Genomic DNA, 23,637 nt, shown 5'->3' with positions numbered 1-23,637 from the left:
TTAGCACGAAGTTAAAGGAGACCAGCAAATGAGCGCTAAGGCACGCTTCAACAAAATATTCAGGGTGAGAAATTTAGGAAAAATCTATGCCACCCATATTCAACTATCACGCGCAACGGGAATAGACAATCTCACTCAGAAACAATTTTGGAAAATCTTAAAAGAACAAATATCCATAATCTCAAGAAAAACAAAATCCAACTCATATACTTTCACAAAATACAAATTGAAACTTGTGAGCAAAGGCAGGGGCAAAACCCCGAGGGAAATCTCTATTCCTGCCATACGGGACCGCATATGCCTAAGAGCACTGTGCGATCTACTTATGGAGACGTATAAGTCTACAATCTCCTTCGCATTACCCCAGGATACAGTGAAGCAAGTTAAGCTGGCTGTGAATTCAGGCCAGTACAATAGCTTTATCAAACTTGATGTAAGCAACTTCTACCCTTCAATTGATCATGACAGACTAATCAAGGGACTTCGAGGTAAAATCAGATCAGAGACAATATTAGACTTAATTAACAGCGCAATCAAAACCCCCACAGTAAGCAAGGCAAAAAAAGACGACCTCCCAAATACCATTGGTGTACCTCAAGGCCTTGCGATATCAAATGCACTAGCTGCTATCTACCTAATAAATATCGATAAGAAACTTTCAAAAAAAACAAATATAAAATATTTTCGCTATGTAGACGACATTTTAATACTGTGTGACTCAGTCGACGTAGTGAATATAACCACAGACATAATTGCAGACTTTAAAAAAATAAACCTTGAAATACATGACCCCATAGAAATGCCCCACAAATCATCCATAGGGACAACTGGGGAAAAATTCGATTATCTTGGTTACGAATTCAAAAATAAAATCATACATAAAAAAGAAACAAACATCACAACTGCCAGATCAGGATCACTTGAAAAGCTTAAAGAGTCTTTAGTTTCAATATTCACAGGATACAAGCACTCCAAGATAAGAAGCATTGACTTCCTAACCTGGCGTCTAGACATGCGCATTACAGGATGTGTCTTTCAGGGCAAAAGCCGCGGATGGTTATTCTTCTTTTCCGAAATTGATGACGAAAGCATGTTGCACCAACTAGACCTGTACGTTGAAAAACTCAAAAAAAGATTCAATGTCGTGGTCAACCAAAAAAGCTTTGTCAGAGCCTTTCATGAAATTGCTCACCGAAGACATGAAACAACATACGTTCCAAATTTTGATAATTACAATATTGATCAAATGAAAGATCTTCTTCAAAATTACTTCAACAAAACCATTACTAACCTCACAGATGAAGAAATTGAATACGAGTTCAAGAAGCGTATTGACCGGCAGTCAAGAGAACTGCTGATTGACTTGGCAACGAATAGCTCAGCTTCTTAGCAACCAAAATGGTATCAAACCTCTTGCATAATTAACCCTAAAGGTTATTATCAGCCTCACTCTCCCACCACAGAGCGAGGCAACACCATGCACACCACCGCAACCCTGCACATCCACCCAGCGTGCGCCAGTAACCGTCGACTGATCGAGCATCTGCAGGCCACCACCGGCTACCTGGTCATTCTCCGCAACCACAAGCCCAGGCTGGTCCCGCACAGCAACCGCCCTGCCCCGTTTGATCCGAACAACGGAGGGCATGCAGCATGAACCGGTTTTCTTTGGCTGATAAAACCCTTCGCTTGCTGGCTGCGCAGGTCAATTTGAACGGCACGTTTCACCACTCGTGCCGCTTCAATAATACCAACCTGCCATTGATTTTCGTGCTGCAGGTTGAGCGCGGCTCCTTCGGTACGCTTTTCACCATTGTTTCCGGCGATGAGAAGCACAGTCTGACGGTGTACGACCCCAACAAAGACACGCACCGGGTGCTCGCTGACTTTATTGAGTCCATAGCAAATGGCCGCATGGATACTGCCGAGCCCGCAACACCGCGTGTACTGGCTGAATCTTTCGACCGCGGCCAACTATTGGATACCAATCAACAAGAGCATCTACACCAGCTGGTGCGCAATGGTGGCTCGTTGTTGCTCGATGTCGGTCTGGATGAAGCTGTGAGCCTGTCTGTGCATCGCACGCAGAGCCGTAAAGGCATCACGGCGATTCTGGTCGCCGGCGACAGTTGCCCGCGCACTCAGTGCTTTACGGCTTATGGCGACGATCAACACAGTTTTAACAGGCTGCTGCAGTCCCTCGATCACTTGGTCGCGTCGGCAGCTCCTGCCGCGTTCGCAGCCTAGGGGGTGCTATGGAACGCACCCTCGCCAAAGCCGCTGTGTGCCTGGGCACTACCCGGCCAAAACTGATCAAGTTGATGCGCGAAAAAGGACTGCTCAACGAGCGCAACCTACCTGCCTCCCCGGTTAGGGACCGCGAATATTTGCGGATAAAGGACAGCAACTGGTTCCACGCTGAACTCGGCATGCAGTACAGCCAATCAACCCGGGTACGTCAGTCCGGCATCGCTTGGCTGGCCGAACAGTTGGACCTGGCCCTTCCAGAAATTCCGGCTGATCACCGTGACGTGGCCTAGGGAATACGCTCGGCAGATCGTGGCCATGCCCACACGCGAGGAGCGCAACGCTGCGCTCCTTGAAGTGCCGGAACACTTGCGCGAACTGACCAAGCGCCACTGCCTGAATGCCTGGAACCACCCAGCCCGCCTCCAACCCAAACCGAGCACGCCAGCCCATGAGTAATGCCAACCAAAGCCCGCTACGGCTGCTGCCTGCACCGGATGCGGACACCGTAGAGCTGCTGTACCGCAACTTCGGTGACGTGCTGATACCCCTCGACAAGCTGCGCGCGCAGTACTTCCGACACCTCAACGAGCAGTCGTTTGCGGCAGAAATCATCAGCGGCCGGATTCAAATACCCGTGATCACACTCGACAGCAGCCGCAAGGCGCCGAAGTTCGCTCACATCCGCCACGTTGCCGCGCTGATTGATATTCGCGCCTACAAGGCTGACGAGGAGCTAGCCAGACCGCAAAGCGACACACCGGATAAAGACGACTAGCCAAGCGCTGCCACCACCGGCGCCGCACCAGGAGCACACCACATGACCCCGACCCAAATCAGTGCGCTGATCTTTTTGATATTGAGCGTGGCCCTGCTCTATTGGCTCGGCTACCGCAACGGCCTGGCCGATGGCCGCAAGCATCAACCCGAACCCAGCACCCGGAGAAAAGCGGCATGACACACTCACTGACCAACCGCTTGCCCCCGCCCGCTTTGCTCTGCAACACCAGTGGGATCGACACGCCTGTAAAAAACAGTCTCTGCTGCGCAGCGGCAGGCATTACTAAAGCTTTTCGCGCCACTGCGGGGGTGCTTATACCCCACATAAAGCTGCGCGAGGCAGCCCACCTTGATGCCCCGCTAAACGCTCTAAATCGCCCGCCCGCGCAGCCTGTGGTGGGGTATACGCACCTAGGCACCGCTATTAAAGGGGCTGACCATGCGTAAAGAGCTGATCAAAATTAGCGAATACCAACGCCGCCGCTGGGGTGAGAACGGGACACCGCTCTGCTCGCAAGCCATCCGCAATTACATCCGCAACGGAAAGCTGCCGGGCGAGCAGATAGGCTCGCTCTGGTATGTGGACTGGAACGCACTGAACATAGCTGACGGCAACGATCTGGTCGCTATGGTGCTAAGAGGAGTTGCCTGATGGCTCCACGGCCACGCAATAGTGCGAACAAGCACCTGCCGCAGAACCTGTACTTTGATCCACGCCGCTCGACCTACCGCTACCGTCGCCCCAGCGACGGTAAGTGGTTTCAATTCGGTACCGATCGGATCAGGGCAATCGATGCTGCAAAACAGCTCAACCTGGCCTTTATGCAAGGCGCCGATCTGGTCCGCTCTGTCATGGGCAATCCATCGGGCTCATTTGCGGGTTTTCTGGACAAATACGAAGCCGAGATCTTGCCTCCCCGCGAGCTGGCCAAGGGTACGCTCGGACTGTACGCCGTTCACTTCAGACGCTTCCGAAAGCATTTTGAGGGCAAAGCCGTCGATCAAATAACCATACGCATGGTTGCCGAGTTGCTGGACACACTGACCCCAAGGAGCGCCAATCAAAGCCGCGCTCTGCTGGTGGACATTTTCAATCATGCCGCGTCCAAGGGCTTATGCCCGGACAACCCGGCATCGAGCACCATCAACCGTATCGAGAAGAAGCAACGCAAACGCCACACTGTGGAAGGTCTGAGGGCGATCAGGGAGGTGTCCCCACCTTGGCTGCGCAACGCCATCGACTTGGCACTGATCACTGCTCAGCGGCGCTCCGACATTCTGGATATGCGCTTTGATGGCGTTCGGGATGGCTTCCTGTACCTGGTACAAAAGAAGACTGCCAAGGCCAGTGATACTGCGTGGATTCGTTTCAAGGTGACTGACGAGCTACAGACCGTCATAACCCGCTGCCAGGACAACATCGCCTCACCTTTCCTGATTCATCGCAAGCCGCAACGACTACTGCAGAAGCAGGCGCAGACCAAAGAACACTGGACGAAGGTTGAGGATCGCTTTCTAACTCGCTCTTTTAAAGAGGCGCGGGAACTTGCTGGCTGTTATGCGGAATGGAAAGAAGAGGAAATGCCGGGCTTTCACGAAGTGCGGGCGCTGTCGCTACACCTGTACAAAAGAGCCGGTAAAGATGGCCAAACCATTGCGGGCCATGCCAGCGAGACCATGACCAAGAACTACCAGAAAGACCACGCTGATGTGATCTGGTCGGATGCGACTCCAGACCTGAATATCAGCGAAATTACCGGTTAGTTTTGCGCCCATTTTGCGCCAGTTTTGCGCAAGGCAGAAACGAGAAAGGGAATCAAAGGCCTAAACCCTTGATTCCCTTACAGAATATGGTCGGGACGGAGTGATTCGAACACTCGACCCCTAGCACCCCATGCTAGTGCGCTACCGGACTGCGCTACGCCCCGACTAGGCGTTACAACTTGCTAGTACGTCGAGAAATATACCTTAAGCTTTTGAAATACGAAAGTATTTTAAACGCTGTAGTTACTTTCTAAGGACCAGCAGAACATCTTCCAACTCGGAAATGGTTTGGCGAATTAATTGCTTGTACTGGGTGGTGTCATCTTTGGCTTCATCCCCAGAGAGTCGCAAGCGCGCTCCTCCAATGGTGAACCCTTGATCGTAAAGCAGTGCACGAATTTGCCGGATCATCAGCACATCCTGACGCTGATAATACCGGCGATTTCCGCGACGCTTCACAGGGTTGAGTTGAGGAAACTCTTGCTCCCAATAGCGCAGCACGTGCGGTTTTACCGCACAGAGCTCGCTGACTTCGCCAATGGCGAAGTAGCGTTTGCCTGGGATCGGCGGGAGCTCGTCGTTATGACTTGGTTCCAGCATAAGCCTCTACTCGGGCCTTCAACTTCTGCCCTGGACGAAAAGTGACTACTCGGCGAGCCGTGATCGGGATTTCTTCTCCCGTTTTCGGATTGCGGCCTGGCCGCTGTCGCTTGTCACGCAGATCAAAATTGCCAAAACCTGACAATTTGACTTGCTCGTTGTCTTCAAGAGCGTGCCTGATTTCTTCGAAAAACAATTCCACCAATTCTTTGGCTTCTCGTTTATTCAGGCCCAACTCTTCATAAAGACGTTCCGCCATTTCAGCTTTCGTCAGAGCCCCCATACGTCACTTCCTTAACGTGGCGTTCAACCTTTTTTCAAGCGAGGTGAGAATATTTTGCGTCGTGGCGTTCACCTCATCGTCATTAAGAGTGCGCGATGGATGCTGCCAGGTCAAGCCAACTGCAAGGCTTTTTCTATGCGGATCAATACCTTTACCCTGGTAAACGTCAAATAACCTTAGCTCCGTGAGCCACTCGCCTGCATTTTCACGAATTACATCCAGTACAGCACTGGCTGCAACGTCACGATCGGCCAACAACGCCAAGTCACGACGCACTTCAGGAAAGCGCGATAACTCATGGAATTTAGGCATTTTACCTAGCGCCACTTCAGCCAAAACCAGCTCGAAGACAAACACTGGCCGATCAAGGCCGAGGTTTTTTGACAGCTCCGGATGAATGGCACCGACATAGCCGACTTCTCGACCATCACGTTCAATACGAGCGGTCTGGCCTGGGTGTAGTGCAGGATGCTTTCCTGGCACGAAACTGAATGCATCCAGTGCACCAGCAAAACCCAAAACAGCCTCTACATCCGCTTTGACGTCAAAGAAGTCAACGACTTCGCGCCCTTGCGCCCAACCCTCAGGAAGACGGCTGCCGCAAACCACACCTGCGAGCATCGGCTCTTGCTTAAGACCTTCAAGCTGACCTACAAAACGTAAACCACTTTCGAACAGGCGAACGCGATCTTGCTGACGGTTCAGGTTGTGCTGCAATGACTTGACCAAGCCTGGCCACAACGAGGCGCGCATAGCTGCCATGTCGTTTGAGATCGGGTTTGCCAGCAACAGTGGCTCAACACCCGGGCTGAACAGTTCGAACTGTTTCGGGTCGATGAAACTGTAAGTGATCGCTTCCTGATAACCACGCGCTACCAGCAGACGACGCAGCTCAGGCAGGTCGCTGCGTGCTTCAGCCTTGGCTTGCGGTGCCAGTCGGGCCTGCGGATAACGAACCGGCAGGCGGTTGTAGCCGTACAGGCGGGCCAGCTCTTCGATCAGGTCAACTTCCAGGCTGATATCGAAGCGATGACTAGGCACTTCTACGCGCCACTGCCCTTCACCTTCCGCGGTAATAGTCAGGCCCAAGGCGCTGAGCAGTTGCTCAACTTCCGCCAAGTCCATTTCCATGCCCAGCATCTGGCTGATACGAGCCGCACGCAAAGTGATCGGCGCAATCGATGGCAGATACTGCTCATTCACGGTTTCGATGATCGGGCCGGCTTCGCCGCCAGTGATCTCCAACAGCAGACCAGTAGCGCGTTCCATCGCTTCACGGGCCAGCTTCCAGTCAACGCCACGCTCGTAGCGGTGCGAAGCGTCAGTGTGCAAACCGTATGAGCGGGCCTTGCCAGCGACAGCAATCTGATCAAAGAAAGCACTTTCAAGGAAGACATCGCGGGTTTTGGCTGTTACACCGCTGTGTTCGCCACCCATTACACCTGCAATCGCCAAGGCACGGGCATGGTCTGCAATCACCAGTGTGTCGCTACGCAGGGAAACTTCCTGGCCGTCGAGCAAAACCAGCTTCTCGCCTTCATCAGCCATGCGCACACGAATGCCGCCATTGATTTCGGCAAGGTCAAACGCATGCAACGGTTGGCCCAGTTCCAGCATCACATAATTGGTGACGTCGACAGCCGCATCGATGCTGCGCACATCGGCGCGACGCAAACGCTCAACCATCCACAGCGGCGTTGGCCGGGACAGATCAACGTTGCGGATTACACGCCCCAGGTAACGCGGGCAAGCAGCAGGAGCCAGAACCTCGACAGAACGGACTTCGTCATGTGCAGCCGGTACAACAGCCACAACAGGGCGAGTCACTGGTGCCGCGTACAAAGCGCCGACTTCACGAGCAAGACCTGCAAGCGAGAGGCAGTCACCTCGGTTAGGGGTCAGGTCCACTTCAATACTGGCGTCTTCGAGGCTCAGGTAAACCCGAATATCTTCACCCACTGGAGCATCTGCAGGCAGCTCCATCAGACCGTCGTTGCCTTCACCCACCTGCAGTTCTGCTTGCGAGCACAACATGCCGTTTGACTCGACACCACGCAGTTTGGCTTTCTTGATTTTGAAGTCGCCTGGCAGCTGGGCGCCGATCATGGCGAACGGAATCTTCAGGCCTGGACGCACGTTAGGCGCGCCACAAACCACCTGAAAAGTCTCAGAACCATTGCTGACCTGGCAAACACGCAGCTTGTCGGCATCGGGGTGCTGCTCAGTGCTCAGCACCTCGCCCACGACCACACCACTGAATACACCGGCGGCCGGCGAAACGCTGTCGACCTCAAGACCGGCCATCGACAGACGAGCAACCAGCTCGTCGCGACCTACCTGCGGGTTTACCCAACCACGCAGCCATTGTTCACTGAATTTCATCCTGCTCTCCTAAGAATTCGTTACGACTAGCGAAATTGCGCGAGGAACCGCAAGTCGTTGTCGAAGAACAGACGCAAGTCATTCACGCCGTAACGCAGCATCGCCAGACGCTCAACGCCCATACCGAAGGCAAAGCCCGAAAACTCTTCCGGATCGATTCCGGACATGCGCAGCACGTTCGGGTGAACCATGCCGCAGCCCATGACTTCCAGCCAGCCCGTCTGCTTGCAGACACGGCAACCTTTGCCGCTACACATCACGCATTCCATATCCACTTCAGCGGAAGGCTCTGTGAACGGGAAGTACGACGGACGGAAGCGCACGGCCAGTTCTTTTTCGAAGAACACCCGCAAGAACTCTTCGATAGTCCCTTTCAGGTCCGCGAAGTTGATATCGCGATCTACCAGCAGGCCTTCAACCTGGTGAAACATCGGCGAGTGGGTGATATCGGAGTCGCTACGATACACACGGCCCGGGCAGACAATGCGGATCGGCGGCTGCTGCGATTCCATGGTGCGGACCTGTACCGGCGAGGTATGGGTGCGCAACAACATGTTTGCATTGAAATAGAAGGTGTCATGCATCGACCGGGCCGGGTGATGGCCTGGGATGTTGAGCGCTTCAAAGTTGTGATAGTCGTCTTCGACCTCAGGGCCTTCGGCAATGCCGTAGCCAATATGGGTGAAGAACTGCTCGATACGCTCCAGAGTCCGGGTAACCGGATGCAGACCGCCTGAGGTCTGGCCACGACCAGGCAGGGTCACGTCAATGGACTCGGCAGACAGTTTGGCGGCTAGATCAGCCTCTTCAAACAGTGCCTTGCGTGCATTGAGAACCTCTGTGACACGTTCCTTGGCAACGTTGATCAGGGCACCCACCTGCGGACGCTCTTCTGCCGGCAGATTGCCCAGGGTCTTCATCACCTGAGTCAATTCACCCTTTTTGCCAAGGTATTGAACCCGGATTTGCTCCAGGGCATTGATATCTTCAGCGCTTTGCACAGCCTCTAGTGCTTGAGAGACCAGCGCATCCAGGTTTTCCATGTACAGACTCCAGATACAAAATAGGGGAAGAGCTTGAAGGCTCTTCCCCTATTTAAGACGTTTAGCACCTGGGCTCACACAGGCAAGCCCAGGTGAATGTCGGGGATACTTAAGCCAAGGTGGCTTTAGCTTTCTCGACAATCGCAGCAAACGCCGCTTTTTCGTTCACTGCCAGATCAGACAGAACCTTACGGTCGATCTCAATGGAAGCTTTTTTCAGGCCGGCGATGAAACGGCTGTAAGACAGACCGTTGATACGTGCACCAGCGTTGATACGAGCGATCCACAGAGCGCGGAACTGACGTTTTTTCTGACGACGGTCACGGTAGGCGTATTGGCCTGCCTTGATTACCGCTTGCTTGGCAACACGGAATACGCGTGAGCGTGCGCCGTAGTAGCCTTTAGCCAGTTTCAGAATTTTTTTGTGACGTTTACGGGCGACAACGCCACGCTTTACACGAGCCATGAGTTACTTCCTCTATTCTTGACCGAAATTAGCAAAGGCGCAGCATGCGCTTCACTTTTGCCACGTCAGACGGATGCAGCAAGCTGCTACCGCGCAATTGACGCTTACGCTTAGTCGACATTTTGGTCAGGATGTGGCTCTTGAAAGCGTGCTTGTGCTTGATGCCGTTAGCAGTTTTCAGAAACCGCTTAGCAGCACCACTCTTAGTTTTCATCTTTGGCATGTTCGGTACTCCGCATTCAGTTGATAAACATAATCAAAAGGCCTGCCGTGCCCTAGTGATTACTTCTTCTTTTTCGGGGCGATGACCATAATCAGTTGGCGTCCTTCCATCTTAGGATGCTGTTCGACGGTCCCGTATTCAAGCAGGTCACCTTCAACCCGCTTCAACAGTTCCATACCCAGCTCCTGGTGGGCCATCTCACGGCCGCGGAATCGTAAAGATACCTTGGCCCTGTCCCCATCACTCAGGAAACGTACCAGGTTGCGCAGTTTTACCTGGTAATCCCCTTCCTCCGTCCCTGGACGAAACTTGATTTCTTTAACCTGGATCTGTTTCTGGTTTTTCTTTGCAGCGGCAACCTGTTTCTTCTTTTCGAAGATAGATTTGCCGTAGTCCATCAGCTTGCAAACTGGGGGTACTGCATCAGCGGAAATTTCCACCAAATCCAGTTTGGCCTCTTCAGCTTTAAGAAGCGCGTCTTCAATTGACACAATCCCAAGCTGCTCGCCTTCAGCCCCAATTAACCGAACCTCGCGTGCCGAGATATTCTCGTTGATCGGGGCTTTCGGTGCAGCTCGTTTATCTTGTCTCATTTCACGCTTAATAATAATTACTCCGAATCATGGCGACCACGCCGGGAAACCGCTTGTGCGAGGAATTCAGCGAATTGCGCGACGGGCATCGAGCCCAGGTCAGCACCTTCACGTGTACGCACAGCGACAGTCTGCATCTCGACTTCCCGATCTCCGACAACCAAGAGATAAGGAACCTTGAGCAAAGTATGCTCGCGAATTTTAAAGCCGATCTTTTCATTTCTCAAGTCAGACTTGGCACGAAATCCGCTCTGATTGAGAGTTTTTTCAACTTCAGCAGCAAAATCTGCCTGTTTATCAGTGATATTCATGATCACTGCCTGAGTCGGCGCTAGCCACGCAGGGAACGCACCTTCGTAATGCTCAATCAGAATTCCGATGAAGCGTTCGAACGATCCGAGGATCGCACGGTGCAGCATAACGGGTTGCTTGCGACTGTTGTCTTCAGACACATATTCTGCGCCAAGACGGATCGGCAGGTTGAAATCGAGCTGCAGGGTACCACATTGCCAGACACGACCCAGACAATCTTTCAGAGAAAATTCAATCTTGGGCCCGTAAAAGGCACCCTCGCCCGGCTGCAAATCATAAGCCAGGCCAGCGCTATCAAGGGCTGAAGCCAATGCGCTTTCAGCGCGATCCCACAGTTCATCAGAACCAACGCGCTTTTCAGGACGCGTCGACAGTTTGAGCTCAATGTCCTTGAACCCGAAGTCTGCGTAGACATCCAGCGTCAGCTTGATAAAGGCAGCAGACTCAGCCTGCATCTGTTCTTCGGTGCAGAAAATATGCGCATCGTCCTGCGTAAAGCCTCGAACACGCATGATGCCGTGCAAGGCACCCGACGGCTCATTACGATGGCAAGCGCCAAATTCCGCCAGACGCAGTGGCAGCTCACGGTAGCTTTTCAGGCCCTGATTGAACACTTGCACGTGGCAAGGGCAGTTCATCGGCTTGATCGCGTAATCGCGGCTTTCCGACTGAGTCGTAAACATGTTGTCGGCGTAGTTGGCCCAGTGCCCGGACTTTTCCCACAAGCTGCGATCTACTACCTGGGGAGTCTTGATCTCCAGATAACCGTTTTCGCGCTGCACTTTGCGCATGTACTGCTCAAGCACCTGATAAAGCGTCCAGCCATTAGGGTGCCAGAACACCATGCCCGGAGCTTCTTCCTGGGTGTGGAACAGACCAAGACGCTTGCCGATTTTACGGTGATCGCGCTTTTCAGCTTCTTCAATGCGCAGGACGTATGCCGCCAGCTGCTTCTTGTCAGCCCAGGCAGTGCCGTAGATACGTTGCAGCTGCTCGTTTTTCGCATCGCCACGCCAGTAGGCGCCCGACAGCTTGGTCAGCTTGAACGACTTCAGGAAGCGAGTGTTCGGGACGTGAGGCCCGCGGCACATGTCGACGTACTCTTCGTGAAAGTACAGACCCATGGCCTGTTCGTTCGGCATGTCTTCGATCAAGCGCAGCTTGTAGTCTTCACCACGAGCGGCAAACATCTCGATCACTTCGGCACGCGGAGTCACTTTCTTGATGACGTCGTAATCTTTTTCGATCAGCAGCTGCATGCGCTTTTCGATTGCAGCCATGTCATCCGGAGTAAACGGACGCTCATAAGCGATATCGTAATAAAAACCTTCGTCGATAACCGGACCGATCACCATTTTGGCCGTCGGAAACAGTTGCTTGACTGCATGGCCAACCAAGTGGGCGCAAGAGTGGCGAATAATCTCCAGCCCCTCTTCATCCTTGGGCGTGATGATTTGCAGGGTGGCGTCGTTTTCAATCAGATCGCAGGCATCCACCAGCTTGCCGTTGACCTTGCCGGCCACGGTAGCTTTAGCCAGGCCAGCGCCAATCGAAGCGGCGACCTCGGCAACTGATACAGGATGATCGAAAGAGCGTTGACTGCCGTCGGGAAGAGTAATAGTTGGCATGGCGCCTCCTCTCCTAGTGGTGACCCCTACCAAAGGTCACGTGGGTTGGGATGAGCCAGTACGCGATTCGGTGGTATGCCTGCCTCACAGTGGCAGGAGCCTTGCGGCCAACCTAAAACCGAACCAGAGTGACTGGAGTTCAAATCAATAAGGTTAATGGCATTGCCCTGCAACTCTGAGAGCATGCAAACACACAAAATAGCCAAGGGCGGCATGCTAGCACAGATGCACGCGCCCTGTTATACGCACTGCCCTGCATCCAAAATAAAGGGAGGTTTTTTACAGATGGGTGAACTTGAGCTGCACTAACCTCTCAGATACTCAGTGATACACACTCGGTTTTAATGCTTACAAGGAGCATCTTATGCGCATGATCCGCTTACTCGCCTTCGCAGCACCTTTGGCAATGCTGTTACCCCTGAGCGCCCAGGCCGACAACTGGCCAGCCGGCGCAAAAAAAGACTACATGAAGGACTGCGTAGCGGCGGCAAGCCAAAGCGTCGACGTAAAGACAGCCCAACAGCATTGCGCATGCGGAGCGGACAAGTTGTCCGAGAAGTTTTCGACTGCCGAAATCCAGCAACTGATGAGCAAGACAACCCAGCCGAGCGCAGAGCTTAGAACCAAAGCTCTGGATGCAATACAGGCCTGTCGAGCCACTAAATAGCCCTCATTCCCATGACGAATCGGGACCTGATTGAGGGCAAAACAGGCCTAAAAACCTGTTTTGCGTAAAAAACATGCATTCGGGCGTGCTTTTTTTTTAAGTGTTTTCAACCCTCAACCCCCCGTAAAACGGGGGTTTCGAGAGTTTTGAACAGTAAAAGAAAGCGAACATTGCAGCAATCTGCAGCTCAGGGGGGCTCCCAAAGCGCACATTTCGACTATGATACCTCGGTGTGCCCAGTTGGCCTGAGCAGCACAGTACTACTGAAAATATAAGTTTCTTGGAGATACACCATGTCTAATCGCCAAACCGGCACCGTAAAATGGTTCAACGATGAAAAAGGCTTCGGCTTCATCACTCCTCAAGGTGGCGGTGACGACCTGTTCGTACACTTCAAAGCTATCGAAAGCGACGGTTTCAAAAGCCTGAAAGAAGGCCAAACCGTTTCCTTCGTGGCTGAGAAAGGCCAAAAGGGTATGCAAGCTGCACAGGTTCGTCCGGAGTAAATCTCCCTCGAACAAAAAAACCCCGTCCATGTGACGGGGTTTTTTATGCCTGAAACAAAGCCAGCCGTGCTGCTTAGCCGCAGTTCACGCGGGTAATGACTGCATTGTCGTCAGTATTAAGGTTCAAGCGGTCCGAGCGATACTCGAGCGTCATGATGTCGTGCGGTGACAAGAGGCGTGCATTCTGCGCTCCCGCCTTGACACGAGCCTGCTCCAGGAGCTGCGCCGACGCTTTTTGGCCAATCACAAATGCTGCAGCTTTAGCATCGCAACGACTATGCCCTGCCTCAGTGACGGGGTCCTTATCCGAATTCGACGTGCTGCACCCTGACAGCGCTACGACCGCCAACAACGAACCCAATGACACTAGCTTCCAAGACATGAAGCCTCCTTAAAATAAATAGTCCGAACCCTTGCGACAGCTATATCGCAATTAGGTTTCATGGTGCCTGATAGCATCTTCTGATTGCTCAACGCACGAACAAGTGTGCCCGAGCAGGCATTTAACGCGCACACCCAATCATTGCCAAATATGTGGAAATCAGTACACATCAATGTAGTCAAATGGCGGATTAGGCCAATTGTCTTTAAGGGCATTGGAGATCTGCATCACCCAGACCTCATCACTTGCCGCAACTTTCCCGACATAGCCTGAACCTGCCGCCCATGTCTCCAGCCTGAAAAGCAGCCCGTCGATGTCTACACCGCCCACCACACCCGATGAAATGTAGGCAATACCCGCCTTGGTCACGCGCAACTGCGTATGTGCATCGTCACTGGCCGAAGCCAGTAACTGACGTACAGCAGCAAGGGTTAAACCTTCAGGGTCGTTAAGATCAATTTGCATGGCCTGCACCACTCTTGAAAAGTGCAAGTGTGGCATGCAGCATGGATCTCATGGGAAAGTTGAGGCCCCAAAATATCAGTCACACGATTTACGGTGGTCTCGTGATAGCTTCGGGACGACTTTTTGCTAAAATCTCTTTCCCACGCCCCTTATCATGAGCACCCAATGACAACAGTCAGCATCGATGCAGATATCAAGGCCAAATGGCATCAAGGGCAATGTTCCTACAGCCCTGGCAGCCCTGAAGAGCTGGCCATCATCGGCATCGACCTTTTAGTCAAGGAGCTTGGGACAGAGGCTGCCCGAGCTTTTGTCAGCCAGGTTTTCGAAAAGTACAAACCGACTGAACTGTCGAAACTGACCTGACTCTGCGCCCCGCCAAATCACTTCAACCGACCCAGGCGCGTCGTCAGCAAATCGAAAAAACCTTGCGCGTCGCCGTTCTCGACCCAAAAGGCGTTTTTGGGTTGGTTCAAGGTGTTGTACCAGTCAGCAATTGTCTGGCCAAAGGTGGGGCCTTCACGGGTATCCACGACCAGATTGACCTCACGCCCGGAAAACAGCCCCGGATTCAGCAGGTAGGCAATAACACTGGCATCGTGGACAGGCCCACCCGGCAATCCGTAGTGCGCCATATCCCCTTTGACATATTCATTCAGAATATCGCCGACCAGTTTTCCAGCCGTATTGCCCAACGCTGCGATCTGCTTGAGACGGGCCTCGCTGGTCAGAATCTTGTGCGTCACATCAAGTGGCACATAGGTCAGTTTCACACCGCTCTTCAACACCACCTCTGCAGCATGGGGATCAGCATAAAGGTTGAACTCGGCGACCGGAGTAATGTTGCCCCCGTTGAAGTGAGCGCCGCCCATGACAACGACTTCCTTGATTCCCCGAGTAATGTCAGGCGCCTGGATCAAGGCCAGCGCCAGGTTTGTCTGTGGGCCGAGCATGGCGATGGTCACACTGCCAGGCTTGGCAGCACGCAGTGTCTCGATCAGGTAGTTAACCGCATTGGCTGGCTCAAGCCCTTTTGCAGGCTCATGGACAGGCACACCTGTCACACCTTCCTGACCATGAATGTTCTCGGCATAAATCGGGGAACGCACCAAAGGCTTGGGCGCCCCGGCATAAACAGGCACGTCTTCACGCCCTGCCCACTCCCGGGCCAGACGGGCATTACGCGAAGTCTTGTCCAGCCGCACATTACCGGCCACGGTTGTGATTGCCCGCACATTCAGTTGCTCGGGCGAAGCCAGGGCCAACAGCAGCGCAACAACATCGTCAGCACCGGGGTCGGTATCGATAATCAAATCAATCGTGTCTGCGGCTTGAACACTTGAGATCGTGATGGCGGACAAGAAAAGGACACTCCTTAGCAATGGCTGAACAATCTGTTTAAAGCGCGACACGACCAACTCCCTGTAAAAATCATTCAAAAGGTTACGCCTGAGACTAGGGCAATATTGCTATACGGACGACACTCTCCAGTACGAACGATCACTTTTGCCTGCAAGCACAGCTCCTTGAAAGCGCTGTGAGTAAGCGTAAGCCTCGAACCCAACTCGCCCGCACTGGCAAGCGCCTCGATGCACATGAGAGCCGGACAAGGTGCGAGCAGTAGCTCACTGGCCAACACATGGCTTTGCACCTGCATCTCGCTGAGCAAGGTACGCAAGGTACTGGCGACATCCGGAATGCCCTGGGTCAGAGCCAGATCAATCAGCTCTACCCCCTTGGGCACCGGCAATCCGGCATCTGCAATGACCACGATGTCGCCATGCCCAAGCGAAGCAACAAGCCGCGACAGGGCAATATTAAGCAGAGGTGTTTTTTTCATGGTGTGGCAAAGCCCTGGACATCACGCAATGAGGGAATGGAAGGCTGAGCGCCCGCACGGGTTACCGACAAGGCTGCAGCAACTTGAGCAAAGCGAATGGCGTCGTCTTGATCCATGCCCGCCGCCAACCCGGCAGAAAATGCCCCGACAAATGTATCGCCTGCCGCCGTGGCATCCACCGCTTCAACCTTGGGCGCAGCAAAGTGCGCAACACGCTGCGCACTGACAAACAGGGCGCCCTTGGCCCCCAGGGTCACAATCACCTTGCGCGCCCCAAACTCGACCAACCGGCGAGCAGCCAGTTCCGCCGATTCAAGTGAGTCGACGGTCACGCCACTCAGCGCCCAGGCTTCACTTTCATTGGGAATCAGATAATCGATGGCGCCGTACCAGTGTTTGGGCAACGGGCCACTCGCAGGCGCGGGATTAAGAATCACGATTTTATCCAGTTCTCGCCCACGACCAAGGACGCAGCCGACAGTCTCCATCGGCACTTCAAGCTGACAAACAAGTACTTTCGCGCCTTGCAGCACCTGATCACACGCCTTGATATCTTCAGGTTCAAGACAGCCATTGGCTCCCGCCACGACCACAATCGTGTTCTGGCTGTCGGCATCGACCGTTATCAGCGCCACACCGCTTGCAGTACCGGGCACGGTGCGTACGGCCAGGCAATCAATCCGGTCAGCCAGCAGCCCTTCACGCAACTGCACGCCATAGGCGTCACCACCGAGACACCCGACCATGGCCACGCGGGCCCCCAGGCGCGAAGCGGCCACCGCCTGGTTCGCGCCCTTGCCTCCGTGCACGGTGCCAAAAGACTGCCCGAAAACCGTTTCTCCCGGGCGAGGCAGTCTCTCGGTACGCGTGACCAGATCCATGTTCAGACTGCCAACCACCACTACATTTGCTTGCATGTATCGGCACTCATCCATTGATATTTTGGGGATACTTAAAAGGTGCCTCGACATAGGCTCTGGTGGACTCTCGCAACACGATGTCAGGCTTCACGATCCGCTGCTCTACCGCTCGCTCGGGCGATGCAATGCGGCGCAGCAAGAGTTGTGCTGCCATTTCGCCCAATTGCAGAATCGACTGCCCGACCGTCGTCAACGACGGATAGACATAACGACTCATCTGCACATCATCAAAGCCAATGACCGACAACTGTTCCGGCACCCGGATGTTGCGCTCCGCTGCGGCCCGCAATACACCAACCCCCATCATGTCGTTGCAGGCAAAGATAGCCGTGGGCCGATTGTGCTCCAGCAGGCCGACAGCGGCCTGATAGCCACCCACACTGCTGAAGTCGCTCTCGACCATCCAGCGCTCATCCGCGATCACACCCGCCTCTGCCAAGGCCCGCAGATACCCGGCCGTGCGCAGCTGCGCTACACGGGTGATTGCCGGCCCACCAATACAGGCAATGGCACGGTGCCCCAGGTCGAGCAGGTGACGTGTAGCCAGATACGCCCCAAGCTCGTGATCGATTCGCACCAGATCAGCCTCGACACCCTCAAGGCTGCGGTCGACGATGACCATCGGCGTTCGAACCCCGACCAGCCCGCTTGCCATGCCCAAGTCGCCACCGGCAGAAGCGACCACCAGGCCGTCCACCCGTTTTTCAAGCAGTACCCGCAGGTAATTGCGCTGCTTCTCAGGATCGTCGTCGCAGTTGCACAAAATCACGCAGTAATTGTTGCGCTCGCAGTAGTCCTCAATCCCACGCGCCAACTCGGCAAAGTACGGATTCAGGCTATTGGCAACCAACAGACCGATAGTCGCGGTGGTTTTAGCTTTCAACGAGCGCGCTACAGCGCTGGGGACATAGTCGAGGCGCGCGATGGCCTCCTCGACCTTCAAGCGAACCGGCTCGCTCACTGGGCGCGTTTTATTCAGAACATGGGAAACCGTCGTGTACGAAATGCCCGCCATTGCCGCGACATCTTTAATAGTTGCCATCGCTTAGTTCCGTCGCTGTGCACGTTGACTGCGGTAGGTGTCCAATACCACTGCTATCACTATGACAGCACCGGTAATGATACGCTTCGTAGGCTCAGTCGCGCCGATTTGAGCGAGTCCTGCGGCCAATACCGAAATAATCAGCACGCCGAAAAAAGTACTGATGACCGAACCACGCCCGCCCATCAGACTCGTACCACCGATCACCACCGCCGCAATAACCTGCAACTCAAGACCCGAGCCGGCATTGGGATCCGCGGCCTCCAGCCGGGAGATCTGGAACAGCGCCGCAACCCCTGCCAGTAATCCCATCACGCTAAAGACCAGGATCTTGTAGGGCTTGGGATTGATACCGGCCAGACGCACTGCTTCTTCGTTGGTCCCGATGCCTATCAGGTAGCGACCAAACACCGTGCGTGTCAGTACCGCTTGAGCAATTACGATAATCAGCAATGCAATGATGAACGAGGGCGAAATCCCGAAGGCAACCGGGTTCGAAAGCCAGGCGAAAGCATCACCTATATAGGCTGTGCGCGAACCTGTCATTTGATAGGCCGCACCCCGGGCCATCTCCAGCACCCCCAGCGACACAATAAAAGAGGGGATTTTCCAGGCCACCGTAATTGAGCCCGTAATCGTACCCGCAAGGGCTGCACACCCCATGCCCAGCAACGCGGCAGGCATCACGCCCCAGCCCCAGCCCAGAATCGCGACACTGACCGCTGACGCGGCCAGGGCCAATACCGACCCAACCGACAAATCGATGCCGCCGATAATCAATACAAACGTCATGCCCACAGACAGCACCATCAAATCCGGAATCTGATTGGCCAGGGTGCTCAACGTGTCATAGGAGAAAAAGTGATCACTGAGGCTGGAGAACAGAATAATCATGGCCAGCAAGGCGCCCGCCAATCCCAGATATGTGCCCGTTCCGTAATAGTTGTGTGCATTTTTTTGCGGCACGAGGGTGGCTTTCATGAGGCTTCCTTTGGCGCGGCTTCTGCGAGCAACGCATCTCGTTTTTGATAACCGGCAAAGGCTGCTGCCAGTAACTGTTCCTGGCTCCAGCTGTCACGCTCGAAGGTATCTATCAGACGCCCCGCAGACAGCACGCCGATGCGATCACAGATCAACATCAATTCTCGAAGGTCGCTCGACACCACGACCAGCGCCTTGCCTTTGCGCGTCAACTCGCCCAACAGTCGGTAAATATCGAACTTGGCACCGATGTCGATACCGCGAGTGGGTTCATCAAACAGCAGGACCGTACAATCGCGCTCCAGCCAGCGGCCAATAACCACTTTCTGCTGGTTGCCGCCGGACAATTGCGACACCACTTGTTCCGGGCCGCTGCTGCGGATCCCCATTGCGTCGATCTGGCGCCGGGCCAGCGCGGCCTCCTGCTGACCATTCACCACCCCCGTGCTGGAGATACTGTGCATGTTGCCCAGGCTGATGTTGGCACTGATCGACTGGGTCAATAGCAAGCCCTCGCCCTTGCGGTCCTCCGTAATCAGGGCGATACCCTGCTTCACGGCATCAGCCGGCGAGCGGATACTGACCACCCGCGTCGGCGAGCCCACCGCCACGGTACCGCTATCGGGCAGGTCAGCACCGTAGATCAATCGCAAAAGCTCGGTGCGCCCTGCCCCGATCAGTCCCGAAATACCAAATATTTCACCCTGTCTTACTTCAAACGAGACATCTTGAACCTTGTTCGAGCGGCCGATCCCACTCACTTTGAGGGCCGTTTCACCCAATGTGCGCGGCCCCAAATCCAGTTGGTCTCCCAACTCACGGCCCACCATCAGATTGACCAGTTGCTCGCTGCTGTAATCGGCAATGGGTTCGACACAGACCAGACAACCGTCGCGCAGTACGGCAATCCGCTGCGCTACACGCGCCAGCTCTTCAAGTCGATGGGAGATGTACACAATCGCCACGCCGCGGGCCTGAAGCCGTTCGATTTGCACAAACAGCATTTCAACTTCACGGGCCGTGAGCATCGCGGTGGGCTCATCCAGGATCAGGACATGACAGTCCCCAATCAGGTTGCGGGCGATTTCGACCATTTGCTGGTGGCCAATCCCCAGCTCCCCGACCAGGGTGTCGGGATCTATCGCCTCCAGCCCCACCTGGGCCATGGCCTCAATGGCCGACGTGCGTAATTGCTTGCGGCTGATCCACCCCATGCGGCTGGGCAGGTTGTCCAGAAACAGATTTTCCGCCACTGTCAGTGTGGGCAGCAGGTTCAGCTCCTGCATGACCATGCGCACGCCCTGCTTCTCGGCGTGGGAGCGACTGCCAGGGGCATAGGCCTGGCCATTGAATTGCATCTGACCGAGAGTCGGAACTTCCAGGCCACCGATAATTTTCGACAGGGTGCTTTTTCCGGCGCCATTTTCACCCGTCAAGGCCAGCACTTCGCCGCGATACAGCGACAGATCGATATCGGCCAGCACCGCCTGCTGTGTGTACGTTTTACCAATCCCGCTGACCGTGAGGACCACGCCGGCATCAGGAGCAGACATATCATTTCTCCCGGCACCCGCCCTATCGGACGGGTGCCTGCGACACCGAGTGGAATTACTTGTTGATGACCAGTTCGACAGGGGTATCGATGACACCGTCCTTCAGGTTTTCAACCGGCTCTTTCTTGACCAGCTTGAGCGCGGTTTCAATGCCAAAAACCGCCTGCTTGGCTGCAGCCTGGTCGGCCGTGGCTAGCACCCGGCCATCTTTGAGCATCGGTTTTATCGCATCGATATTGTCATAGCCGACCACTTGAACCTTGCCGACCTTGCCTGCTGCACGGATGGCCGACACCGCGCCCAGTGCCATGCTGTCATTACCCGCGAGGATGGCCTTGAGGTTGGGGTACTCGCTGAGCATGCCTGCCGCGACCTTGTTGCCACCGTCGATTTCCCAGTTACCCGACTGCACCGGCACAATTTTCATACCGGCGGCGGTCATGGCGTCCTTGAAACCTGCCGTGCGCATTTGTGCATTGGTGGTGGTCGATACCCCCTCAATGATCCCCACTTCATCGCCCGCCTGGAGTTTTGTCGCCAGGTACTCACCCACTTCACGGGCGCCCTGGCGGTTGTTTGGCCCCACAAACGGCACCTCGATGCCTTTGCTTTTCAACACGTCGGGGTCCAGCTGGTTGTCAATGTTGACCACCACGATCCCGCGGTCCTTGGCTTTCTTGATGGCCGACACCAAAGCCTTGGAGTCCGCCGGTGCAATCACCAGCGCATCAACCTTGGCGATGATCATCTGATTGATGATGTCGATCTGGCCTGCGGTGTCGGTTTCGTTCTTGATCCCGTTGGAGACCAGGTCGAAACTGGCCGCATGGGCTTTTTGATAGTCCTCACCACCCTTTTGCATCGTGACAAAGAACTCGTTTGCCAACGACTTCATCACCAGCCCGACTTTGGGTTTTTCAGGCGTATCCGCATAAGCGACAGGGAGGGTAAGGGATGCCGCAGCCAGCATGGCGACAGCGAGGAGGCGTCCAGCAAATGGCAGCTTCATGGAAGTAACTCCGATCTTATGATTATTGTGAGCAACGTCCTGCTCGCGCTACGCCTGACTGCCAAAAGCCGTGTGACTGGCAATAGGTCATGATTCAGAACCTGCCAGGGCTGGTTCAAAAAACGCCGCGCAAACGTTTGCTTGAACCTCACTATGGAAAGCCGGCTGTTATTTGTCAATGTGAAAAAAGGACGACGCCAGACCGACGGTCATTCGAATCTCCGAACGCAAAAACCTTTTTTGTTCGGGAAACCGTACCAATTCAATACAAAAAATTTCATGCGTTTATTTTTACATTATAAATCAACGGCTTATCATAGATTCCGAGCGAGCGTGTACTGGCATAAATAATGCTCCCCTACACCGCTCACGGCCAATGGATCACTTGTGCCGTGTTTAGTGTGCGAACACCGGCACACTCACTAATAAGAGAAAAAACAATGAAAAAAGCTGTGTTGAAAACCATCGTTCCGGGCGCACTGGCCCTTCTGCTTGCACTGCCAACGATTGCTCAGGCGCAAGAAACCGCCACCAAGCCCAATGTCGTCATTCTTGCTACAGGCGGCACCATTGCCGGTGCAGGCGCAAGCGCTGCAAACAGCGCAACGTACACCGCTGCCAAAGTGGGTATCGACAAACTGATTGCCGGTGTTCCCGAGCTGAGCCAACTGGCAAACGTTCGTGGCGAGCAGGTGATGCAAATTGCATCCGAGAGCATCACCAACGAAAACCTGCTGCAATTGGGCCGCCGTGTAGCCGAGCTGGCTGACAGCGATGATGTCGACGGCATCGTTATCACCCACGGCACCGACACCCTGGAAGAAACCGCTTACTTCCTGAACCTGGTCGAAAAAACCGACAAGCCAATCGTCGTGGTCGGCTCCATGCGTCCGGGCACCGCCATGTCGGCTGACGGCATGCTGAACCTGTACAACGCCGTTGCCGTTGCCGGCAGTAAAGACGCCCGTGGCAAAGGCGTACTGGTCACCATGAACGACGAAATCCAGTCCGGCCGTGATGTCAGCAAATCCATCAACATCAAGACCGAAGCATTCAAGAGCCCTTGGGGCCCACTGGGCATGGTCGTTGAAGGCAAATCCTACTGGTTCCGCTTGCCAGCCAAGCGTCACACCATGGATTCGGAATTCGACATTAAAGACATCAAGAGCCTGCCAAACGTAGGCATCGCCTACTCCTATGGCAACGTCGATGACACCGCCTACAAGGCATTGGCACAATCCGGCGCCAAAGCCATCATCCACGCGGGCACCGGCAACGGTTCGGTATCTTCCCGCGTTGTTCCGGCCTTGCAAGCACTGCGCAAGGATGGCGTACAGATCATTCGCTCTTCCCACGTAAACAACGGCGGGTTCGTACTGCGTAACGCAGAACAGCCTGACGACAAAAACGATTGGGTTGTAGCCCACGACCTGAACCCACAGAAAGCCCGCATCCTGGCGATGGTCGCACTGACCAAGACCCAGGACAGCAAAGAGCTGCAGCGGATGTTCTGGGAGTACTGAGTCGCACGCGTCAGCGCTCGCGGTTTGAACTCGAAAAGGCCGTCTCCCCCCGGGAGGCGGCCTTTTTATTTGGCGCTGAATAACCACCGGATGTACCCGCCCGCGCACCAAACAGTTGCCAAATCTTACACAGTTAAATACTGTATGCGCATACAGCACACCAAGGATCGCATCATGGCTAAAAAAGCGGCGAAAGCGCCTACCCTACCGAGCCCCTACGAAATCTTCGGCGCACGCATACAAAAAATCATCAGTTCGCCCAAAGCCCAAAAAGACAAAATGGCGGTGCTTGAGCGACTCGAAGGCGACAATCCCGAGTTCTGGGAACGCCTGCTGGAAGAGATTTCCGAAAACGACAACGTCACCGTTGCCCATCGCGATGATGGCAGCGTCAATATTTTCTGGACCGTGCTTGAGGAAGACTGAGT

General features: G+C 54.3%; 31 protein-coding genes and 1 tRNA gene. 14 read left to right on the top strand and 18 right to left on the bottom strand.

Going from position 1 to position 23,637, the window contains the following annotated elements; all coding sequences use genetic code 11:
* Positions 1 to 28 precede the first annotated feature (28 nt).
* The 9 genes from KO536_RS03485 (at position 29) to KO536_RS03445 (ending at position 4,791) form a co-directional block, all read left to right on the top strand.
* Complete coding sequence (locus KO536_RS03485; protein ID WP_219261082.1) at positions 29 to 1,390, top strand: RNA-directed DNA polymerase; 1,362 nt, start codon at positions 29 to 31, stop codon at positions 1,388 to 1,390.
* An 87-nt stretch (positions 1,391 to 1,477) separates the two neighbouring features.
* Complete coding sequence (locus tag KO536_RS03480; protein ID WP_219261081.1) at positions 1,478 to 1,657, top strand: hypothetical protein; 180 nt, start codon at positions 1,478 to 1,480, stop codon at positions 1,655 to 1,657.
* A gap of 11 nt (positions 1,658 to 1,668) precedes the next feature.
* Complete coding sequence (locus tag KO536_RS03475) at positions 1,669 to 2,247, top strand: hypothetical protein (protein WP_219261080.1); 579 nt, start codon at positions 1,669 to 1,671, stop codon at positions 2,245 to 2,247.
* Positions 2,248 to 2,255: 8 nt separating this feature from the next.
* A complete protein-coding gene (locus tag KO536_RS03470) occupies positions 2,256 to 2,540 on the top strand; it encodes a phage antirepressor KilAC domain-containing protein (protein WP_219261079.1) in 285 nt (94 codons plus the stop codon).
* Positions 2,541 to 2,565: 25 nt separating this feature from the next.
* Entirely contained in the window at positions 2,566 to 2,706 is a 141-nt protein-coding gene (locus KO536_RS03465; RefSeq protein ID WP_169868362.1) for a hypothetical protein, read from the top strand.
* Complete coding sequence (locus KO536_RS03460; RefSeq protein WP_219261078.1) at positions 2,699 to 3,025, top strand: pyocin activator PrtN family protein; 327 nt, start codon at positions 2,699 to 2,701, stop codon at positions 3,023 to 3,025. The genes KO536_RS03465 and KO536_RS03460 overlap by 8 nt, the downstream gene beginning before the upstream one ends.
* 42 nt (positions 3,026 to 3,067) lie before the next feature.
* Positions 3,068 to 3,205 (top strand): hypothetical protein, encoded by a 138-nt coding sequence (locus KO536_RS03455; protein WP_169868357.1) that lies wholly within the window; start codon positions 3,068 to 3,070, stop codon positions 3,203 to 3,205.
* Positions 3,206 to 3,466: 261 nt separating this feature from the next.
* A complete protein-coding gene (locus tag KO536_RS03450) occupies positions 3,467 to 3,679 on the top strand; it encodes a hypothetical protein (RefSeq protein ID WP_060693524.1) in 213 nt (70 codons plus the stop codon).
* Positions 3,679 to 4,791: a phage integrase Arm DNA-binding domain-containing protein gene (locus tag KO536_RS03445; RefSeq protein WP_219261077.1), complete on the top strand. Its 1,113-nt coding sequence runs from the start codon at positions 3,679 to 3,681 to the stop codon at positions 4,789 to 4,791. Before KO536_RS03450 ends, KO536_RS03445 begins: the two co-directional genes overlap by 1 nt.
* An 87-nt stretch (positions 4,792 to 4,878) precedes the next feature.
* Here the strand turns inward: KO536_RS03445 and KO536_RS03440 are convergent.
* The 9 genes from KO536_RS03440 to thrS all read right to left on the bottom strand — a co-directional run bounded on the left by KO536_RS03440 (position 4,879) and on the right by thrS (position 12,321).
* A tRNA-Pro gene (locus KO536_RS03440) sits at positions 4,879 to 4,955 on the bottom strand.
* Between the two features lie 79 nt (positions 4,956 to 5,034).
* Positions 5,035 to 5,391, bottom strand: coding sequence for a MerR family transcriptional regulator (locus tag KO536_RS03435; RefSeq protein ID WP_019829202.1), 357 nt, complete (start codon positions 5,389 to 5,391; stop codon positions 5,035 to 5,037).
* Positions 5,372 to 5,674, bottom strand: coding sequence for an integration host factor subunit alpha (gene ihfA / locus KO536_RS03430; RefSeq protein ID WP_002553164.1), 303 nt, complete (start codon positions 5,672 to 5,674; stop codon positions 5,372 to 5,374). Before ihfA ends, KO536_RS03435 begins: the two co-directional genes overlap by 20 nt.
* Before the next feature lie 3 nt (positions 5,675 to 5,677).
* Complete coding sequence (gene pheT, locus KO536_RS03425; RefSeq protein WP_133076155.1) at positions 5,678 to 8,056, bottom strand: phenylalanine--tRNA ligase subunit beta; 2,379 nt, start codon at positions 8,054 to 8,056, stop codon at positions 5,678 to 5,680.
* Positions 8,057 to 8,082: 26 nt separating this feature from the next.
* The gene (pheS, locus tag KO536_RS03420) at positions 8,083 to 9,099 is read right to left on the bottom strand and encodes a phenylalanine--tRNA ligase subunit alpha (RefSeq protein ID WP_019829200.1); all 1,017 of its coding nucleotides are present in this window, start codon (positions 9,097 to 9,099) and stop codon (positions 8,083 to 8,085) included.
* A gap of 109 nt (positions 9,100 to 9,208) precedes the next feature.
* On the bottom strand, positions 9,209 to 9,565 hold the full coding sequence (gene rplT / locus KO536_RS03415) for a 50S ribosomal protein L20 (protein WP_003442184.1): 357 nt from the start codon (positions 9,563 to 9,565) through the stop codon (positions 9,209 to 9,211).
* Positions 9,566 to 9,593: 28 nt separating this feature from the next.
* On the bottom strand, positions 9,594 to 9,788 hold the full coding sequence (gene rpmI / locus KO536_RS03410; protein WP_003442181.1) for a 50S ribosomal protein L35: 195 nt from the start codon (positions 9,786 to 9,788) through the stop codon (positions 9,594 to 9,596).
* Positions 9,789 to 9,847: 59 nt separating this feature from the next.
* Positions 9,848 to 10,399: a translation initiation factor IF-3 gene (infC, locus tag KO536_RS03405; protein ID WP_171970586.1), complete on the bottom strand. Its 552-nt coding sequence runs from the start codon at positions 10,397 to 10,399 to the stop codon at positions 9,848 to 9,850.
* Positions 10,399 to 12,321 carry a threonine--tRNA ligase gene (thrS, locus tag KO536_RS03400; RefSeq protein WP_219261076.1) on the bottom strand — a complete coding sequence of 641 codons (1,923 nt, stop codon included), beginning with the start codon at positions 12,319 to 12,321 and terminating at the stop codon, positions 10,399 to 10,401. The genes infC and thrS overlap by 1 nt, the downstream gene beginning before the upstream one ends.
* Before the next feature lie 364 nt (positions 12,322 to 12,685).
* On the opposite strand from thrS, the gene KO536_RS03395 reads away from it, so the two are divergent.
* Together KO536_RS03395 and KO536_RS03390 are read left to right on the top strand one after the other, a co-directional pair.
* Positions 12,686 to 12,988 (top strand): hypothetical protein, encoded by a 303-nt coding sequence (locus KO536_RS03395; RefSeq protein ID WP_133076153.1) that lies wholly within the window; start codon positions 12,686 to 12,688, stop codon positions 12,986 to 12,988.
* Positions 12,989 to 13,281: 293 nt separating this feature from the next.
* Positions 13,282 to 13,494, top strand: coding sequence for a cold-shock protein (locus KO536_RS03390; RefSeq protein ID WP_003179963.1), 213 nt, complete (start codon positions 13,282 to 13,284; stop codon positions 13,492 to 13,494).
* Positions 13,495 to 13,567: 73 nt separating this feature from the next.
* Here the strand turns inward: KO536_RS03390 and KO536_RS03385 are convergent, their stop codons facing one another.
* Positions 13,568 to 13,876, bottom strand: coding sequence for an I78 family peptidase inhibitor (locus KO536_RS03385; protein WP_133076152.1), 309 nt, complete (start codon positions 13,874 to 13,876; stop codon positions 13,568 to 13,570).
* A gap of 159 nt (positions 13,877 to 14,035) precedes the next feature.
* Complete coding sequence (locus KO536_RS03380) at positions 14,036 to 14,341, bottom strand: hypothetical protein (RefSeq protein WP_133076151.1); 306 nt, start codon at positions 14,339 to 14,341, stop codon at positions 14,036 to 14,038.
* Positions 14,342 to 14,506: 165 nt separating this feature from the next.
* On the opposite strand from KO536_RS03380, the gene KO536_RS03375 reads away from it, so the two are divergent.
* Positions 14,507 to 14,707: a hypothetical protein gene (locus tag KO536_RS03375; RefSeq protein ID WP_019829192.1), complete on the top strand. Its 201-nt coding sequence runs from the start codon at positions 14,507 to 14,509 to the stop codon at positions 14,705 to 14,707.
* A 17-nt stretch (positions 14,708 to 14,724) separates the two neighbouring features.
* On the opposite strand, the gene KO536_RS03370 is transcribed toward KO536_RS03375, so the two are convergent.
* The 7 genes from KO536_RS03370 to KO536_RS03340 are packed head-to-tail and all read right to left on the bottom strand — an operon-like array spanning position 14,725 to position 21,686.
* The gene (locus KO536_RS03370) at positions 14,725 to 15,753 is read right to left on the bottom strand and encodes a nucleoside hydrolase (protein ID WP_219261075.1); all 1,029 of its coding nucleotides are present in this window, start codon (positions 15,751 to 15,753) and stop codon (positions 14,725 to 14,727) included.
* A gap of 23 nt (positions 15,754 to 15,776) precedes the next feature.
* A complete protein-coding gene (gene rbsD / locus KO536_RS03365) occupies positions 15,777 to 16,181 on the bottom strand; it encodes a D-ribose pyranase (RefSeq protein WP_133076149.1) in 405 nt (134 codons plus the stop codon).
* Entirely contained in the window at positions 16,178 to 17,098 is a 921-nt protein-coding gene (gene rbsK / locus KO536_RS03360) for a ribokinase (RefSeq protein WP_133076148.1), read from the bottom strand. Before rbsK ends, rbsD begins: the two co-directional genes overlap by 4 nt.
* A 10-nt stretch (positions 17,099 to 17,108) precedes the next feature.
* Positions 17,109 to 18,143 carry a LacI family DNA-binding transcriptional regulator gene (locus KO536_RS03355; protein WP_219261074.1) on the bottom strand — a complete coding sequence of 345 codons (1,035 nt, stop codon included), beginning with the start codon at positions 18,141 to 18,143 and terminating at the stop codon, positions 17,109 to 17,111.
* A 3-nt stretch (positions 18,144 to 18,146) separates the two neighbouring features.
* Positions 18,147 to 19,124, bottom strand: a complete 978-nt coding sequence (locus tag KO536_RS03350; protein ID WP_133076146.1) for an ABC transporter permease — start codon at positions 19,122 to 19,124, stop codon at positions 18,147 to 18,149.
* Positions 19,121 to 20,677, bottom strand: coding sequence for a sugar ABC transporter ATP-binding protein (locus KO536_RS03345; RefSeq protein WP_133076145.1), 1,557 nt, complete (start codon positions 20,675 to 20,677; stop codon positions 19,121 to 19,123). Before KO536_RS03345 ends, KO536_RS03350 begins: the two co-directional genes overlap by 4 nt.
* A 55-nt stretch (positions 20,678 to 20,732) precedes the next feature.
* Positions 20,733 to 21,686 carry a sugar ABC transporter substrate-binding protein gene (locus tag KO536_RS03340; protein WP_219261073.1) on the bottom strand — a complete coding sequence of 318 codons (954 nt, stop codon included), beginning with the start codon at positions 21,684 to 21,686 and terminating at the stop codon, positions 20,733 to 20,735.
* 440 nt (positions 21,687 to 22,126) lie between these two features.
* Here KO536_RS03340 and KO536_RS03335 point away from each other — a divergent pair, with 440 nt between their 5' ends.
* Both KO536_RS03335 and KO536_RS03330 read left to right on the top strand, forming a co-directional pair.
* Positions 22,127 to 23,209 (top strand): asparaginase, encoded by a 1,083-nt coding sequence (locus tag KO536_RS03335; protein WP_219261072.1) that lies wholly within the window; start codon positions 22,127 to 22,129, stop codon positions 23,207 to 23,209.
* Between the two features lie 174 nt (positions 23,210 to 23,383).
* Positions 23,384 to 23,635: a DUF1654 domain-containing protein gene (locus tag KO536_RS03330; protein WP_133076142.1), complete on the top strand. Its 252-nt coding sequence runs from the start codon at positions 23,384 to 23,386 to the stop codon at positions 23,633 to 23,635.
* Positions 23,636 to 23,637: the final 2 nt, after the last annotated feature.

This window comes from Pseudomonas sp. NKUCC02_KPG, assembly GCF_019345465.1.
GTDB lineage: Bacteria > Pseudomonadota > Gammaproteobacteria > Pseudomonadales > Pseudomonadaceae > Aquipseudomonas.
This window is presented reverse-complemented; position numbering and strand designations above follow the sequence as displayed.

Coding starts and splice junctions, on each gene's coding strand:
- KO536_RS03485 (WP_219261082.1), top strand. CDS start 29: ATGAGCGCTAAGGCACGCTTCAACAAAATATTCAGGGTGAGAAATTTA.
- KO536_RS03480 (WP_219261081.1), top strand. CDS start 1,478: ATGCACACCACCGCAACCCTGCACATCCACCCAGCGTGCGCCAGTAAC.
- KO536_RS03470 (WP_219261079.1), top strand. CDS start 2,256: ATGGAACGCACCCTCGCCAAAGCCGCTGTGTGCCTGGGCACTACCCGG.
- KO536_RS03465 (WP_169868362.1), top strand. CDS start 2,566: ATGCCCACACGCGAGGAGCGCAACGCTGCGCTCCTTGAAGTGCCGGAA.
- KO536_RS03460 (WP_219261078.1), top strand. CDS start 2,699: ATGAGTAATGCCAACCAAAGCCCGCTACGGCTGCTGCCTGCACCGGAT.
- KO536_RS03455 (WP_169868357.1), top strand. CDS start 3,068: ATGACCCCGACCCAAATCAGTGCGCTGATCTTTTTGATATTGAGCGTG.
- KO536_RS03450 (WP_060693524.1), top strand. CDS start 3,467: ATGCGTAAAGAGCTGATCAAAATTAGCGAATACCAACGCCGCCGCTGG.
- KO536_RS03445 (WP_219261077.1), top strand. CDS start 3,679: ATGGCTCCACGGCCACGCAATAGTGCGAACAAGCACCTGCCGCAGAAC.
- KO536_RS03435 (WP_019829202.1), bottom strand. CDS start 5,391: ATGCTGGAACCAAGTCATAACGACGAGCTCCCGCCGATCCCAGGCAAA.
- ihfA (WP_002553164.1), bottom strand. CDS start 5,674: ATGGGGGCTCTGACGAAAGCTGAAATGGCGGAACGTCTTTATGAAGAG.
- pheT (WP_133076155.1), bottom strand. CDS start 8,056: ATGAAATTCAGTGAACAATGGCTGCGTGGTTGGGTAAACCCGCAGGTA.
- pheS (WP_019829200.1), bottom strand. CDS start 9,099: ATGGAAAACCTGGATGCGCTGGTCTCTCAAGCACTAGAGGCTGTGCAA.
- rplT (WP_003442184.1), bottom strand. CDS start 9,565: ATGGCTCGTGTAAAGCGTGGCGTTGTCGCCCGTAAACGTCACAAAAAA.
- rpmI (WP_003442181.1), bottom strand. CDS start 9,788: ATGCCAAAGATGAAAACTAAGAGTGGTGCTGCTAAGCGGTTTCTGAAA.
- thrS (WP_219261076.1), bottom strand. CDS start 12,321: ATGCCAACTATTACTCTTCCCGACGGCAGTCAACGCTCTTTCGATCAT.
- KO536_RS03395 (WP_133076153.1), top strand. CDS start 12,686: ATGCGCATGATCCGCTTACTCGCCTTCGCAGCACCTTTGGCAATGCTG.
- KO536_RS03390 (WP_003179963.1), top strand. CDS start 13,282: ATGTCTAATCGCCAAACCGGCACCGTAAAATGGTTCAACGATGAAAAA.
- KO536_RS03385 (WP_133076152.1), bottom strand. CDS start 13,876: ATGTCTTGGAAGCTAGTGTCATTGGGTTCGTTGTTGGCGGTCGTAGCG.
- KO536_RS03380 (WP_133076151.1), bottom strand. CDS start 14,341: ATGCAAATTGATCTTAACGACCCTGAAGGTTTAACCCTTGCTGCTGTA.
- KO536_RS03375 (WP_019829192.1), top strand. CDS start 14,507: ATGACAACAGTCAGCATCGATGCAGATATCAAGGCCAAATGGCATCAA.
- rbsD (WP_133076149.1), bottom strand. CDS start 16,181: ATGAAAAAAACACCTCTGCTTAATATTGCCCTGTCGCGGCTTGTTGCT.
- rbsK (WP_133076148.1), bottom strand. CDS start 17,098: ATGCAAGCAAATGTAGTGGTGGTTGGCAGTCTGAACATGGATCTGGTC.
- KO536_RS03355 (WP_219261074.1), bottom strand. CDS start 18,143: ATGGCAACTATTAAAGATGTCGCGGCAATGGCGGGCATTTCGTACACG.
- KO536_RS03350 (WP_133076146.1), bottom strand. CDS start 19,124: ATGAAAGCCACCCTCGTGCCGCAAAAAAATGCACACAACTATTACGGA.
- KO536_RS03345 (WP_133076145.1), bottom strand. CDS start 20,677: ATGTCTGCTCCTGATGCCGGCGTGGTCCTCACGGTCAGCGGGATTGGT.
- KO536_RS03340 (WP_219261073.1), bottom strand. CDS start 21,686: ATGAAGCTGCCATTTGCTGGACGCCTCCTCGCTGTCGCCATGCTGGCT.
- KO536_RS03335 (WP_219261072.1), top strand. CDS start 22,127: ATGAAAAAAGCTGTGTTGAAAACCATCGTTCCGGGCGCACTGGCCCTT.
- KO536_RS03330 (WP_133076142.1), top strand. CDS start 23,384: ATGGCTAAAAAAGCGGCGAAAGCGCCTACCCTACCGAGCCCCTACGAA.